Source organism: Cupriavidus sp. MP-37 (assembly GCF_020618415.1).
In the GTDB taxonomy this organism is placed as follows: domain Bacteria; phylum Pseudomonadota; class Gammaproteobacteria; order Burkholderiales; family Burkholderiaceae; genus Cupriavidus.
Window position 1 is genome coordinate 1,013,156 of sequence record NZ_CP085344.1, and the last position, 14,816, is coordinate 1,027,971.

A 14,816-nucleotide genomic window follows, 5' to 3' on the forward strand; every position below is an offset into this window, starting at 1 on the left:
GGATCACGCAGGCCGTCACACGAACTGCCACAGCACCAGGACCGACCCCAGCGCGGCGATGCCGGCGATGGTCGTCAGCACCGTCCAGCTCTTCAACCCATCGGCGACGTTCAGGCCGAGCATGCGCGTCACGATCCAGAAGCCGGCATCGTTGACGTGCGAAACCGCCATGCCCCCCGCGCCCATCGCCAGCCCGAGCAGCGCCAGGTGATTGGCGCCGGGCGATGCCTGCGCGACCAGCGGCGCGATGATGCCAGCGGTGGTCATCAGCGCCACCGTGGTCGGCCCCTGCGCCGCGCGCAACAGCATCGCCAGCAGGAAGGCAAGGATGGCCAGCGGCAGCCCTGACGATTGCAGCGACGTTGCCAGCGCCGGGCCGATCCCGGTCGACACCAGAACCTTCGCGAACGCGCCGCCGGCGCCGGTGATCAGGATCACCACCGACACGGCCGGGATCGCCGCGCCGGCCACCTCCGACACCGTCGCCAGCCGCGCGCCGCGCCGGATGCCGAGCAGGTAGGCGCAGAGCAGCAGGCCGAGCAGCAGTGCGACGTAGGGGATGCCGAGAAACATCAGCAGCGAACGGCCGACGGTTCCCGGCGGCAACAGGATCTGCGCCACCGTTCCGGCCAGGATCATCACGATCGGCAGCGCGATCAGCCCGGCAACGAGACCGGCGCCGGGAGGCGCGCCACTGCCGAGGCGCGCAGGTTCGTGATGGACCTGTGGCTCGTGCGGGAGACTGCGCGTAGCCTGGCCCAGTTCGCGGGCGATATCGGCGGCCATGGCGAACGGGCGCCGGCTCAGGCGGCTGGCCGCCAGCACCGTCACGACGCCGGTGACCAGCGCGACCGGCAGCCCGAGCAGCAGCAGGCGGCCGATGTCGATGCCCAGTTCACCGGCCACCGCCACCATGCCGGGATGCGGCGGCAGCAGCGCATGCACCACCAGCAAGACCGCGCACACCGGCAGGCCGATCGCCGCCAGCGCAATGCCGCGGGTGCGCGCGAGGCCGTAGAGCAGCGGCATCAGCATCATGACGCCGACCTCGAAGAACACCGGAATGCCCACGCCGAACGCGGTGCAGACCATGGCCAGCGGCACGCGCTTGTCGCCGAAGCGCTCGATCAGCCGATTGGCCAGCATCTGTGCGCCGCCGGACAGTTCGATCAGGCGCCCGATCATCGCGCCCAAGGCAATGATCACCGCGACATGGCCCAGCGTCTTGCCCAGCCCGCCCTCGATGGCATTGGCCAGCTCGGTCACGGGCACGCCCGCCGCGACGGCCACGCCGGTGGCCACCAGGATCAGCGCGAGGAAGGGGTGCACCCGTGCGATCAGAATCAAGGCCAGCAACAGCAGGATCGCTGTGGTACCGCCGAGTATCAGTAGTGCCACGTCTATGTCTCCGTGTCGACCTGCAATGCCGGCGTCGGTGGCGCGCCGGACGTGGACCGGGATTGCGAAGCAAAGCGCGCGATGCCCCAGCCGATGGGTGCGCGCCGATTGCCGGGATGCTGCGGATCGGGGCCCCAGATGGCCTGGTACGTGTCGATGCACCAGCCGGCCCGCTGCAGCGCCAGCGCCAGCACCGCCAGCGTGAGCCACCAGGCGAACAACAGCAGCGGCATCCAGCGCGGGGCATCGGCAAGCACCAGGCCAATGGCGATGGTTGCCAGCGCCAGCGGCAGCGAACTCCAGCCGATGCCCTTGTGCACGCACTCGAACACCACCCGGCGCGCGCTCATGTCGTAATGGTCACCGCGCAGGCAGGCGCTGGAGGGTCCGCCCTTGCTGCCGCGCAACAGCCCGCTGCACAACTGCAGCATGGCGCAACCCGCCAGCAGCCAGCCACAGGCGTGGTGCCAGAGCGCCAGTGGATGCGGCATGCCAGGGTGGCCGACGATCAGCAGCAAGCCTGCCGACATCAAAGCCATGCCGCTGCCCTGCAGCCACAAGTGGGCGTGCCACCAAGTCTTGCGATCCAGCTCGTCAGGCCACGCTTGCGATGGCAACACCTTGCAGAAGCGTGCCGCCAGCATGCCGAGCGGCAGCAGCACTCCCCAGCTCAGCACCATCAGACGACCGTGCCAGGCTACCGATGGCAGGATGTGGTGCGCGTCCGCGCGCGACAGCGGCTGGCCCAGCCATTGCGCGGGCCAACCCGGCAACACGGCGGCGGTGAGGATGCCTGCGCAAAGCGCGAGGCCGAGCGCCAGCGTCCAGCGCGCTAACGCTGGCAGAACGAGCGGCATGTCGTGTCTCCTGTTGTTGTTCTGATGTGCAGCGCGGGCACCACCTTCTGCGCTGCAGCGGCCCCGGATCGGAACGTGGTGGCAACTATAGCGAGCGGGGTACGATCCCTCTAATCAATTGATGGCATACCTGGTTCACCGCGGGTTATGGGCTGCTGAAATGGCTGCGCAAGGTAGCGCGGGTGAAAAAAGAAAAAGCCCGGCGTGATGTGAACTGCACCCCAAAAGTTGGACACCAACTTTTGGGGTGTTTTCATGTATAGGTACACCGAGCAGTTCAGACTGTCGGTCATCAAGGAATATCTGCGCGGGCAGGTAGGAGCTGGTGCGCTTGCCAAGCGCCATGGAATAGACGACGGGACGGTGCGACGCTGGGTGGCAGCCTATCGGCTGCACGGTGAAGCCAGCCTGAGGCGCAGGTACAAGACCTACAGCGCCGAGTTCAAGCTCTCGGTGCTTGAGCGGATGCGCCGCCAAGGCTTGTCGCATCGGGAAGTGGCGGCACTGTACGACATTCGCAATATCGGCGCCATTGGTGTGTGGGAACGCCAGTATGATGCTGGGGGTTTAGAAGCTCTGACGCCTCGGCCTAAGGGGCGGCGGCCCAGCAAGATGCCACAACGGACTCCCAAGACAAAGCCATCGCGGTCTTCAGACGACCGTACGCGCACACGCGAGGAACTCCTTGAAGAGTTGAACTACCTGCGCATGGAGAACGCGTACCTAAAAAAGCTCGAAGCCTTGGTTCAAGCGAGCAAGACATCTGCGCAACCCAAAAGGCGCAAATAGTGCTTGAGCTGAGGCAGCAGTACCCATTGTCCGGTTTGCTGAGGGTGGCGGGGCTGGCGCGCAGCACCTTCTACTACCAGCAGGCAGTGCTCCAGGCGCAGGACAAGTATGCGGAGCTGAAAACGCGCATTCGCGAACTCTTCGCCCGACACATGGGTCGTTATGGCTACCGCCGCATCACAGCGGCGATCCGGCAAACCGGTACGGTCGTCAACCACAAGACGGTTCAGCGGCTCATGCACGAGATGGGATTGAAGTCGTTGGTCCGGCCGAAGAAATACCGATCCTACAAGGGCATGGTGGGTCGTGTCGCGCCCAACGTTCTGCAACGGCGATTCCACGCCAAACGCGCGAATCGGAAGTGGGTAACCGACGTGACCGAGTTCAACGTGGCCGGCGAGAAGCTCTACCTTTCCCCGGTGCTGGACCTGTACAACGGCGAGATCATCGCCTACGAGACTGCCCGCAGGCCCGCCTTTGAGATGGTGAGGAATATGCTGAAGAAGGCGTTCCGCCGCCTCGGCCCGAAGGATCGACCCGTACTGCATTCCGATCAGGGCTGGCAGTATCAGATGCCGGCCTATCAGCGAATGCTCAAAAAGCGCAGCGTCCGTCCCAGCATGTCGCGCAAGGGCAATTGTCTGGACAACGCCGCCATGGAAAGCTTCTTCGGCACCCTGAAGTCCGAATTCTTCTACCTGAACAAATTCGCCAGCGTCGAGAAACTACAGCAAGGCCTGGCCCAATACATTCACTACTACAATCACGACCGCATCAAACTCAAACTAAAAGGGCTGAGTCCCGTGAAGTACAGGACTCAGCCCTCTCAAGCCTAGCCAATCACTGTCCAACTTTTTGGGGTCAGTTCAGATGCCGGGCTGCAGCGAACGCGGGTGTGCAGTCTTACTTCTTCACCACGTGCTTGTTCGCCTTGCTGCCGGTGACCTCGTTGTACTTGTCCACATAGACCTCGAACAGCTTGCGGATCGAGCGCCCGATCTTGGCGTAGTCAGCTTCGTTCAGATTGGCCAGCGAGACCCGCCCGGACGGATGGCGGGTGCCGAAGCCGCGGCCCGGCAGCAGCACCACGCCGGCCTCGTCGGCGAGCTGGAACAGCAGCTCGTTGGGCTCGACCGAATTCAGCACCCACTTGACGAACTCCGGTCCGATCGCCTTGCCGCCGAGCTGTTCCAGATCGAGCAGCGTGTAGTAGTCGACGGCATTGGGGTCGTCACTGTCCGGCGCGATGCCGATCTCGCGGTACAGCGCGGCCTTGCGGCTGCGGATCAGCCGCTTCATCGCGTTCTTGTAGTGGTCCGGCGTATCCATCAGCGAGAACAGCGAGAACAGCACCATCTGCACCTGCTGCGGCGTCGACAGGCCGGCGGTGTGGTTCAGCGCCACCGTGCGGCTGTCGGCAACCAGGCGGTCGATGAACTTGAGCTTGTGCGGCTCGGTGGTGATCGAGCTGTAGCGCTTGTCGAGTTGCTGGCGGGTCGCGTCCGGCAGCTTGCCGATCTGCAGGTCGAAGATGTTGTCGCGGTGCGTGGCGATCACGCCCAGGCGCCAGCCGGTCGCGCCAAAGTACTTGGAGAAGGAATACACCAGGATGGTGTTGCGCGGGCACATGGCGAACAGCGAGACGAAGTTGTCGGCGAAGGTGCCGTAGACATCGTCGGTCAGGATGATCAGGTCCGGGCGCTCCTCGATGATCGAGGCCAGGTATTCCAGGCTCTCGTCGCTCATGCGCACCGATGGCGGGTTGCTCGGGTTGACCAGGAAGAAGGCCTTGACCTTGGGATCGCGCAGCTTGTCGAGCTGCGCTTTCGAATACTGCCAGCGCGACTCCGGATCGGCGTCGACCGACAGCTCCACCAGCTGGTAGTCGTTCAGTTCCGGGATCTCGATATACGGCGTGAAGATCGGCATGCCCAGCGCGATGGTATCGCCGGCCTTGAGCAGGTGATTCTCGCGGATGGTGTTGAACAGGTAGGTCATGGCCGCGGTGCCGCCTTCCACCGCGAACAGGTCGAACTCGCCGATGAACGGATGGTTGCCGATCATCTCCTTGCGGATGTACTGGCTGACGATGGTTTCCGACAGCTTCAGCATGCGGTCGGGCACCGGATAGTTGCAGGCCAGGATGCCTTCGCACATCTCGTAGAGGAAGTCGCCCGCGCTCAGGCCGAGCTGGTCGCGCACGTACGAGACCGCACCGGCCAGGAACCTGACCCCCGGGGTGTCGGCGAATTCGCGCGCGAACAGGTCGAAGCGCTCCTCGATGCCTTCGCGGCGCGGGAAACCGCCGACGCCCTCGGGCATGTACGAGAACGAGCGTTCCGATTCGCGCATCGCGAACAGGCCCAGCTGCCAGAAGCCGTGGCGCGGCACCGTCGCCAGGAAATTGGGGTTGCCGCGGCCGGCGTTGAGCATCAGCCGCTCGGCGTCGCTGCTGGCCAGCTTGATCAGTTCATCCTTCAGTTCGAACGGCGAGAGGCTGGACAGCTTGGAGATATCGAACTTGCTCATGGCTTGCTCCTGTGTAGACGCTTGTCGGTCGGGTTGGCGGGCCGGCACCAGCGGCACGGCCCGCGCAGTAGCGGAGGGGGCAAAGGGAATTGCGCTAGACCAGGCCCACCACCAGCGGGCCCAGCAGCGTCAGCAGCACGTTGGCGAGCGCATAGGTGATGGCGAACGGCACCGTCGGCACCGGGCTTTCGGCCTTGTCCAGGATGCCGCCGAAGGCGGGGTTGGCGCTGCGCGAGCCCGACAGCGCGCCGGCCAGCAGCGCGGCGTTGTCATACCTGAGCACGTAGCGGCCGAACAGCATGGTCAGGAACAGCGGCAGCAGCGTTACCACCGCGCCCAGGATGAAGATGGTCAGGCCGCTCTGGCGCAGCGTGGTCACGGCCTGCAGGCCGGAATTGATGCCGACGATGGCGACGAACGCGGCCAGGCCGAAGTCCTTCAGCAGCTGGCACGCGGCGGTCGGCATGGCGCCGAACATCTTGTGCTTGGAGCGGGCCCAGCCGAACACCAGCCCGGACAGCAGCGCGCCGCCGCCGGCGCCCAGCGTCAGCGGAATCGAGCCGACGCGCCACACCAGCAGGCCCACCAGCAGGCCCACCAGCACGCCGGCGCCGAAGTAGACGAAGTCCGTCTTCTCGCTGGGCACCAGTTCATAACCGGCGTTCTCGGCCGCGCGCTTGGTGTCGGCCGGGGTGCCGTAGATAGTGATGACGTCGCCGTGCTGCAGCTTCAGTTCGGGCAGCAGGGGCAGCGGGTGGTCGTAGCGCTCGATGCGCTCGATATAGACGCCGTGGCGCATGTCGCGCCCGACCATGTCGACGATCTCGGCCACGGTCTTGTTGTTCATGCCCTTGGCAGTGAACACCACGTTGCGCGACTGCATCACCGCGCCCATGCCGTCGGCGTCGGCCACTTCTTCGCCGATCTGCGCGGCGGTCGGCACCATGGCATCGCGGCGTCCCACCAGCAGCACCAGGTCGTCGTGCTGCAGCACCAGGTCCTGCGTGACGTCGAGCTGCTTGCCGCCGCGCTGTACTTTCTCAACGGTGACCAGGTCCTCGCCGCCCATCTCCAGCTGTGCGACGGTCTGCCCGGTCGCATCGTTGATGCGATAGAGCCGGCCGACCAGCCGCGGCAGCGCGCCGCGCTGGCCCGGGCCGTACTGCGGCAGGCCGCCGTTGAGCCGGGCCTCGACCTTCTTGGCATCGGTCTTCAGGTCCGACTTCATGAAGCGCGGCAGGATGTTGACGCAGACGATGATCGCGCCGAGCGAGCCGAACACATAGGTCACCGCATAGCCGATGGCGACGTTGGCCTGCATCGTCTTGACCTGGTCGGGCGGCAGCCCCAGCTTGGTGATGGCGTCGCCCGCGGTGCCGATGATGGCCGACTGCGTCATGCCGCCGGCGGCCAGGCCCGCCGCGAGGCCCTTGTCGAGATGGAACAGCTTGGCCAGCACCACCACCGTGACCAGTCCGCACACCGCCATGAACACCGCCATGGCGATCTCGCGCAGCGAGCTGCGGTTCAGCGAGTTGAAGAACTGCGGGCCGCTTTCGTAGCCCACCGCGTAGATAAAGACCGCGAACATCACCGCCTTGACGCCGTTGTCGATCTCGACGCCGACCTGGCTGATCACCACCGCGGCGAGCAGCGAGCCGGCCACGCCGCCCAGCTGGAAGCGCCCGAAGGTGATCTTGCCGATCGCATAGCCGACCGCCAGCGCAAGGAACAGCGCGGATTCGGGCGACTTCTGGAAAATCTCATGCAACCAATCCATCTAAGGCTCCTGGAAAGAGTGAGGCAGGTTGGGCGAGTTGTGGCATCCGGGCGTGGGGGCGCTGGGACTCGGCCTCGCGGGCGGCGCGCGTGCAGGTGCCGCGGTGCGTGACGCGGCATACCGTCCCTGGGCGCGAGGGCGATCATGGCGACGCGGTCCGTTTGCGCTGTCGGCACGCAGGCAACACGTGCGACGGCATGGCCGTGTCGAGGCAGCGAAACGATTATCTCTGCCGCTCCGGGGGCGGCGTAGTGAAAGCTTTTGTCGGTGAATTAAACGCAGTCAACATTGCGCGCGCGGATGGCGCGGCTGCGCGGAGCGGGCTGGATGGCGCGGCGCAAAGGCGCGGCGCGTACCCGCCGAAGGGAGGGCGCCGCCGCCTCACCCGGACCGGTGCGGCGGCAGGGACGAATGCGCCGGGCTCAGCGCCCGCCGGCCAGGCGCGCTTCGATATGCTTGGCGCGCTCCAGCGAGCCCGGGTGCGAACTCAGCATGCTCGATTGCCCGCCATCGAGCGTCGACATCTTGCGGAACGCCGACGCCAGCGCCTGGCGGTTGGCGCCGTTCTTCGTCAGCAGGTCAAAGGAATAATCGTCGGCCGCGGTTTCCTGGCGCTGCGAGAACTGCGCATTGACGAACTGCTCGGCCAGCGCGCCGATCTGCGACGACGACAGCGCCGTCAGCGAAGCAATGCCGGTCGACCCCAGCAAGCCGCGCGCCGCGGCCGCGGTGTAGGCTACCTGCATCGCCGCCTTGGTGTGGCCCAGCGCCACATGGCCGATCTCGTGGCCGACCACGCCGCGCACCTCGTCGTCGCTGAGCAGGTCCATCAGCCCGCTGTAGACCCGCACGCAGCCGTTGGCCATGGCCCAGGCGTTGATGTCCTTGGTCATGTAGACCTTGGCGTCGAGCGGCAGCCCGGTATTGCCCAGGCCGCTCATCACGGTGGCCAGGCGCCGGGCATAGGTGCTGCCGGCCGGCGCGATGGTGTTCTTCTTGTCCATCTCGGCGCAGGACTGGTCCGACAGCGTCTTGACGTTGCTGTCCGACAGCGTCGCGGCGGTAAACAGGCTGCCGCCGGCCTGGGTCAGGCTTTCCATGTTGGCGCCGGCACAGCCGGCCAGCAGAGTGGCGCAGGCGAGGACGGGCAGGGTCAGTCGGCTCATGGTCGCTCCGGGATAGCGGGGATAAACGGGATGGCAATGCCCTAGGATAGGCAGCCACGCCCGCAGGTACCAGTGGGCGCTGTCCGACACACCTTGAAACGTCGGCCGGAAGGCATCGCAGGTATAAGCGATGTGACGGAACCGGCTGGAGATTCAGGGCTGCCGGCCATTAATATTTGTAAGTACAATTAATCGTGTGACCATCGAATTCGATCCCGCTAAGCGAGACAAGACCCTGGGCGAACACGCGGCGAGGCACGCCGCATCATCAGCATGAGGAAAGCCAATGAACGGGAACAAGCGCGCTACTTCCACCACCTGGGTTGATCCCGATGACGCGCCGGAGTTGACTGACGAGTTTTTCAAGCAGGCCGACTTGCTGCATGGGGACAAGCTCGTCAAACGAGGGCGCGGCCGTCCACGCGGTACCACCAAGACCGCCACGACTGTACGCCTGGATGACGATGTCCTCGAGGCGTTGAAGGCAAGCGGACCGCGCTGGCAAACGCGGCTCAATGTCCTGGTTCGCGACTGGCTGAAGACGCACAAGCTCGACGAAATCGAGGTCTGAGCAGGAGCCGGCCTTATGTGGACGGCTTATTGGCTGATTGCTTTGGAAGGAAATCTGGTGCCCGGGGTCGGACTCGAACCGACACGCCTTGCGGCGGGGGATTTTGAGTCCCCTGCGTCTACCTGTTTCACCACCCGGGCAGGTGTGACGGCATCGGAACCGATGCCGGGCTGAGCCGGGGATTATGCCGGAAATCCCGCTGCCGGACAACCGGCGCCGGGCCGGTCCGGGGTCACGCAAATCCGGTAGCATGGCGTCCAGTCCTGCGCCCGCCAACCGTACCGATTGCGCCGACCCCGACCGCCATGACCGACCCAGACTTGCTTGCGCGCCTTGCCAGCCTGCCTTCGCAGGACCCCGCCTTCTATGACCGCGAGTACAACAACCGCGCCAATGTGCCGGACAACCCGGCGCACCTGGCGCGCTGGGCGCAATGGTCGGCGCAGGTGCGCGCACGCGGCCATTTCCTGGCGGACCTGAGCTATGCCGGCGCGGACTCGCGCCATGCGTCCGGCGAGACCCTGGACTACTTCCCCGCGCAGCGCGCCAACGGGGCCTTGCCGCCGCTGCTGGTGTTCGTGCACGGCGGCTATTACCGCGCGCTGGACAAGCACGACCACAGCTTCGTCGCCAGCGCGCTGCCGGCGCTGGGGGTGTCGGTGGCGGTGGTCAACTACACGCTGGTGCCGGCGGCGACGGTGCCGGAGATCGTGCGGCAGGTGCTGCGCAGCGTGGCCTGGCTGTACCGGCAGGCGGACCGTCTCGGCCACGATCCGGACCGGCTGTTCGTGGCAGGGCATTCGGTGGGCGGCCACCTGGTGGCGATGCTGATGGCCGCGCGCTGGCCGCAACTGGGGGCGGATCTGCCTGAGGGACTGGTGCGGGGCGGCCTTTCGGTCAGCGGACTGTACGACCTGGAGCCGCTGCGGCGCGCGGCCTTCCTGCAGTGCGACCTGCAGCTGTCGGAAGCCGATGTCGCGCGGCTCTCGCCCGCGTACATGGCGCCCGCCGGCGATGCGCCGCTGGCGATCGCGGTGGGCGAGCTGGAGGCGGACGAATATCACCGCCAGCATGCGCTGATCCGCGCGGCGTGGCCGGCCAAGGTGGCGCATCCGGCGGCGAGCGACCTGGTGCTGCCGGACTGCCATCACTTCAATGTGCTGGACAGCCTGGCCAGCGCGGACGGCGCGCTGACGCAAGCGGTGCTGCGCCTGGTAGGGCGCTGAGCCGCCACCGCGCGCCGGGCTTCAGCCCTCCAGCACGCGCAGCAGCGACGAGGTATCGTCCTTGCCCCAGCCCTTTTCCATCAGCGTGCGCAGTTGCGCCGAGGTGGCCTGCATCGCGGGCAGGTCCAGGCCGATTTCCTCGGCGATATCGCGCGCCAGGCCGAAGTCCTTGTCGTGCAGCCGCGCCTCGATGCCGGCGGCGAAGTTGCGCGCCACCATCTTGGGGCCCATCAGGTCGAGCATGCGGCTGCCGGCCATGCCGGTCGCCATGGCCTCGAACACGCGGCCGGTGTCGACCTCCTGCGCGGCGGCAAAGCGCATCGCTTCGGCAATGCCCTCGATATTGACCACCTGGGCGATCTGGTTGCACAGCTTGGCGACCTGGCCGGCGCCGTGGTCGCCGATATGGGTGATGGTCCGGCCCAGCCGCTCGAGCAGCGGGCGCACGCGCTCCAGTATCTCGGCCTTGCCGCCGACCATGATGGTCAGCGTGCCGGCCTCGGCGCCCATGGTGCCGCCCGACACCGGGCAGTCGAGCGCCTCGATGCCGCGCGCGGCCAGCGCCGTGGCGATCTCGCGCGTGACGATGGGGGAGATCGTGCTGTGGTCGACGCAGATGGTGCCGGGCGCGGCACCGTGGATCACGCCCTGCGCGCCCAGCAAGACTTCCCGCACATCTTCGGACGAGGTCACGTTGGTGAAGACCACGCTGGCGCCGCGCGCCGCCTCGGCCGGGGTGAAGAACGGTTCGGCCCCCAGCGCGCGCGCGGCCTCGGCCGCCTCCGGGCGGCGCACGAAGGCGCGCACGGTGTGGCCGGCGGCCAGCAGGTGGCGCACCATGTGCGAGCCCATGGCGCCCAGGCCGATAAAGGCGACGGTGACGGGGGTGGGAGTCGTGCTCATGCCATGCTTCCTTTGTTGATGCGTTGATGCGGCGGGCTACTTGTCGCCCGCATAGGCAAACTTGCCGTTGCGGATCACCCCCATCACGCGCGAACGCTGGTCGAAGCCCTGGTGGTCCTTCGGGTTCAGGTTCATCACGCCATTGGGGATGGTGAGATTGGTGGTGGTTTCCAGCGCGTCGCGCATGGCCGCGCGGAACTCGCGCGTGCCGGGCTGGGCCCCGCTCTTCAGCGCGCGGCGGGCGGCGTCATCGAGCAGCATCCAAGCGCCCCAGGCATCGCCGGCGAACTGCGTCACGCTGTCGGCGCCGTACTTGGCTTCGTAACGATTGACGAAGTCCAGCGCGACCTTGCGCACCGGATGGCTCTCGGGCAGCTGGCGCGCGACCACCACCGGCCCGGTCGGGAACAGCGTGCCTTCCACGTCCTTGCCGCCCATGCGCAGGAAATCCCAGGTGGCAATGCCGTGGGTCTGGTAGACCTTGCCCTTGTAGCCGCGCTCGCCCAGCGTCTTCTGCGGCAGCACCGACGGCGTGCCGGCGCCGGCGATCAGGATCGCGTCGGGGTTGGCCGCCATCAGCTTGAGCACCTGGCCGGTGACCGAGGTGTCGTTGCGCGAGAAGCGCTCGTTGGCGACGACCTTGAGCTTGCGGACTTCGGCCAGCCTGGAGAACTCGCGCCACCAGCTTTCGCCGTAGGCGTCGGCAAAGCCGATAAAGCCGACCGTCCTGACGCCGTGGTTGCTCATGTACTCGGTCAGCACGGTGGCCATGTGCGAGTCGTTCTGCGGCATCTTGAAGGCCCAGCGGCGCTTGGCGTCGCTCTGCGGCTCGACGATGGCGGCCGAGGCGGCCAGCGCCACCATCGGGGTCTCGCCCTCGGCCACGGCGTCGAGCGCGGCGATGGCGGTGGGCGTGATGTTGGGGCCGACGATCACGTCGACCTTTTCCTCGGAAATCAGCTTGCGCACGTTGCGCACCGCGGCGGCCGGGTCGGTGCCGTCGTCGAGGATGATGTAGTGCGCCTTCTGGCCGCCCAGCGTCTGCGGCCACATCAGCACGGTGTTCTTGGACGGGATGCCGATCGAGGCGGCCGGCCCGGTGGTGGACACATCGATGCCGACGCGGATATCGGCATGGGCGGCGCCGGCAAGGCACAGCGCGGCGGCAAGCAGCAAGGGGCGCAGGGGCAGCTTCAGCATGGTCTCCTCCGTTCTTATATGTGACGGAAAGGATAGCCGAACTCGGCCGGCGGGGCACCGTGGCCCCGCCGCGGCAATGTCAGCGCACGCCCAGGCGCCAGAGTGAGGTCACTTCCGCCGAGCGCGCCGCATGCAGCGGGTCGGCCGCGTCGGTTGCGCGCGGGTGGCGCGGGCGGATGTCGGAGCGGCCCAGCACCTTCAGCCCCGCCGCCTCGATCCAGCCCGTCAGTTCGTCGCGCTGGCGCAGGCCCAGGTGCTCGGCCAGGTCGGACAGCAGCAGCCAGCCCTCGCCGCCGGGTTCCAGGTGCCCGGCCAGCCCTTGCAGGAAGCCGCGCAGCATGGCGCTGTCCGGGTCATAGACCGCGCGCTCCACCGGCGAACTGGGCCGTGCCGGCACCCACGGCGGGTTGCACACCACCAGCGGCGCGCGGCCCGGCGGGAACAGGTCGGCCTCGATCACCTCGACCTGCGCGGCGTAGCCGAGCCGGGCGATGTTCTCGCGCGCGCAGGCCAGCGCGCGCGGGTCCTGGTCGGTGGCGACCACGCGCTGCACGCCGCGGCGCGCCAGCACTGCGGCCAGCACGCCGGTGCCGGTGCCGATGTCGAAGGCCAGCGTCTTCGCCGGCAGCGGCTCGGCCGCGACCAGGTCGACGTACTCGCCGCGCACCGGCGAGAACACGCCGTACCACGGGTGGATGCGGTCTTCCAGCGCCGGGATCTCGACGCCCTTCCTGCGCCACTCGAACGCGCCGATCATCCCCAGCAGCTCGCGCAGCGAGGCCACGTAGGGCTCGCCGGCCGGGCCGTAGACCTGCTCGCACGCCTCCTGCACATCGGGCGCGCGGCGCAGCGGGATCTGGTGGCCGGCCTCGAACGGCAGCAGCAGCATGCCCAGCGTGCGCGCGCGCTGCGACTGCGCCAGCCGGTGCAGGTGGAAGGCCTCGGTGGGCGACGCGGCCTGGCTCTTGTCCCGGATCTTGTGGCCGGGGCGGCTGGCCTTCTTGGGCTTGCGCTCGGTGCGGCGGGCCAGCGCGTTCAGCAGCTGGCGCGCGTTCTGGAAATCGCCCCGCCACAGCAGCGCGGTGCCTTCGCAGGCAAGTCGGTAGGCGCTGTCGGCGCTGGTGGTGTCGTCGGCGACGACCACGCGCCGCGGCGGCGGCAGGCCGGCCTCGGAGCGCCAGGCGGCGCTGTGCTCGACGCCGTTTTCGGTCCAGTGGATGCGGGGCAGGTCGCTCACAGGACCTCCGGACGGCAGGTGGGGATGTGCAGGGCAGGCATCGTGGCTTGATTCTTATATAGAGCGGGGCGGCAGCGGTGCCGCCTCACAGTTCGTAGGCTTCGTGTTCGCCGGACATGGCCTGCTCGACCAGCTTGCGGTTGAGCGTCGGCGAGAACAGTTCGATGAAGGTGTAGACAAAGCTGCGCAGGTAGGCCCCCTGCTTGACGGCCAGGTGGGTCACATTGCTGCCGAACAGGTGCCCGGCGGCAATGCCGCGCAGGTTGCGGTCGCGCTCGGCATCATAGGCGACGCCGGCGACGATGCCCACGCCCAGCCCGATTTCCACATAGGTCTTGATCACGTCCGCGTCGATGGCCTCGAGCACGATGTCCGGCGCCAGGTGGCGCAGCGCGAAGGCCTTGTCGATCTTGGTGCGCCCGGCAAAGTTGGCGTCGTAGGTGATCAGCGGGTAACCCATCAGGTCTTCCAGCGCCAGGTGCTTCTTGTCCAGCAGCGGGTGCTCGGGCGGCGTAATCACCATATGGGTCCACTGGTAGCCCGGCAGCGACACCAGGTTCTTGTCGCTGGAGATGCCTTCGGTGGCGATGCCGATGTCGGCCTGGTCGTGCAGCAGCATATCGGCGATCTGGGCCGGGTTGCCCTGCTGGATCGACAGCCGCACCTTGGGATAGCGCTTGGTGAACTCGCTGATCACGCGCGGCAGCGCATAGCGCGCCTGCGTGTGCGTGGTGGCGATGGTGAAGTTGCCCTGGTCCTGTGCCGCGTAATCCATACCGACGCGCTTCAGGCTTTCCACCTCCTGCAGGATCTTCTCCACGGAACTGAGAATGCGGCGGCCGGGCTCGGTCAGGCTGCGGATGCGCTTGCCGTGGCGCGTGAAGATATCCACGCCCAATTCTTCTTCCAGCTCGATGATGGCCTTGGATACGCCTGGTTGTGACGTATAGAGCGCTTTAGCGGCCTCGGTCAGGTTGTAGTTCTGCCGGACGGCTTCCCGCACGAAGCGAAACTGGTGCAAGTTCATATATCTGCGTTCGTATAAACAAACAACTTCTTATTAGTTTGAGGTATGAGGCCAGTTTATTACGATTCTCGAACTTTGTTAATGAACGGCCTGCCCTCGGTGCGCCTTCTCGCCGCAACCTGCTGGACGGCGA

The 14,816-nt window shown here is 66.8% G+C and carries 12 protein-coding genes and 1 tRNA gene; 3 read left to right on the top strand and 10 right to left on the bottom strand.

What is annotated here, in order from left to right:
• Positions 1-15: 15 nt before the first annotated feature.
• Together LIN44_RS04790 and LIN44_RS04795 are read right to left on the bottom strand one after the other, a co-directional pair.
• A complete protein-coding gene (locus LIN44_RS04790) occupies positions 16-1,398 on the bottom strand; it encodes a gluconate:H+ symporter (RefSeq protein ID WP_227313723.1) in 1,383 nt (460 codons plus the stop codon).
• 2 nt (positions 1,399-1,400) lie between these two features.
• Complete coding sequence (locus LIN44_RS04795; protein WP_227313724.1) at positions 1,401-2,255, bottom strand: cytochrome b561 domain-containing protein; 855 nt, start codon at positions 2,253-2,255, stop codon at positions 1,401-1,403.
• 255 nt (positions 2,256-2,510) lie between these two features.
• Between LIN44_RS04795 and LIN44_RS04800 the strand changes: the two genes are divergently transcribed.
• Positions 2,511-3,880, top strand: a protein-coding gene (locus LIN44_RS04800; protein ID WP_227314337.1) for an IS3 family transposase whose coding sequence is annotated in 2 segments (ribosomal slippage) — positions 2,511-2,994 and positions 2,994-3,880 — 1,371 coding nt in all. Because the reading frame shifts where the segments join, the coding sequence is not laid out codon by codon here.
• Positions 3,881-3,947: 67 nt separating this feature from the next.
• Here LIN44_RS04800 and LIN44_RS04805 read toward each other — a convergent pair.
• From LIN44_RS04805 to LIN44_RS04815, 3 genes are all read right to left on the bottom strand, one after another.
• Positions 3,948-5,573 (bottom strand): bifunctional aspartate transaminase/aspartate 4-decarboxylase, encoded by a 1,626-nt coding sequence (locus LIN44_RS04805; RefSeq protein WP_227313725.1) that lies wholly within the window; start codon positions 5,571-5,573, stop codon positions 3,948-3,950.
• 94 nt (positions 5,574-5,667) lie between these two features.
• Positions 5,668-7,353, bottom strand: a complete 1,686-nt coding sequence (gene aspT / locus LIN44_RS04810) for an aspartate-alanine antiporter (protein ID WP_227313726.1) — start codon at positions 7,351-7,353, stop codon at positions 5,668-5,670.
• A 422-nt stretch (positions 7,354-7,775) separates the two neighbouring features.
• Positions 7,776-8,519, bottom strand: a complete 744-nt coding sequence (locus tag LIN44_RS04815) for a M48 family metallopeptidase (RefSeq protein ID WP_227313727.1) — start codon at positions 8,517-8,519, stop codon at positions 7,776-7,778.
• Between the two features lie 286 nt (positions 8,520-8,805).
• Between LIN44_RS04815 and LIN44_RS04820 the strand changes: the two genes are divergently transcribed.
• Positions 8,806-9,090, top strand: coding sequence for a BrnA antitoxin family protein (locus LIN44_RS04820; RefSeq protein WP_227313728.1), 285 nt, complete (start codon positions 8,806-8,808; stop codon positions 9,088-9,090).
• 55 nt (positions 9,091-9,145) lie between these two features.
• Here the strand turns inward: LIN44_RS04820 and LIN44_RS04825 are convergent.
• A tRNA-Leu gene (locus tag LIN44_RS04825) sits at positions 9,146-9,230 on the bottom strand.
• Between the two features lie 165 nt (positions 9,231-9,395).
• Here LIN44_RS04825 and LIN44_RS04830 point away from each other — a divergent pair.
• A complete protein-coding gene (locus LIN44_RS04830; protein ID WP_227313729.1) occupies positions 9,396-10,316 on the top strand; it encodes an alpha/beta hydrolase in 921 nt (306 codons plus the stop codon).
• Positions 10,317-10,337: 21 nt separating this feature from the next.
• Here LIN44_RS04830 and LIN44_RS04835 read toward each other — a convergent pair whose 3' ends face one another.
• From LIN44_RS04835 to LIN44_RS04850, 4 genes are all read right to left on the bottom strand, one after another.
• Positions 10,338-11,219: an NAD(P)-dependent oxidoreductase gene (locus LIN44_RS04835; protein ID WP_227313730.1), complete on the bottom strand. Its 882-nt coding sequence runs from the start codon at positions 11,217-11,219 to the stop codon at positions 10,338-10,340.
• A 36-nt stretch (positions 11,220-11,255) separates the two neighbouring features.
• Positions 11,256-12,419, bottom strand: coding sequence for an ABC transporter substrate-binding protein (locus LIN44_RS04840; protein WP_227313731.1), 1,164 nt, complete (start codon positions 12,417-12,419; stop codon positions 11,256-11,258).
• Positions 12,420-12,498: 79 nt separating this feature from the next.
• Positions 12,499-13,656, bottom strand: coding sequence for a class I SAM-dependent methyltransferase (locus LIN44_RS04845; protein ID WP_227313732.1), 1,158 nt, complete (start codon positions 13,654-13,656; stop codon positions 12,499-12,501).
• A gap of 85 nt (positions 13,657-13,741) precedes the next feature.
• Positions 13,742-14,683, bottom strand: coding sequence for a CysB family HTH-type transcriptional regulator (locus LIN44_RS04850; RefSeq protein ID WP_012353708.1), 942 nt, complete (start codon positions 14,681-14,683; stop codon positions 13,742-13,744).
• Positions 14,684-14,816: the final 133 nt, after the last annotated feature.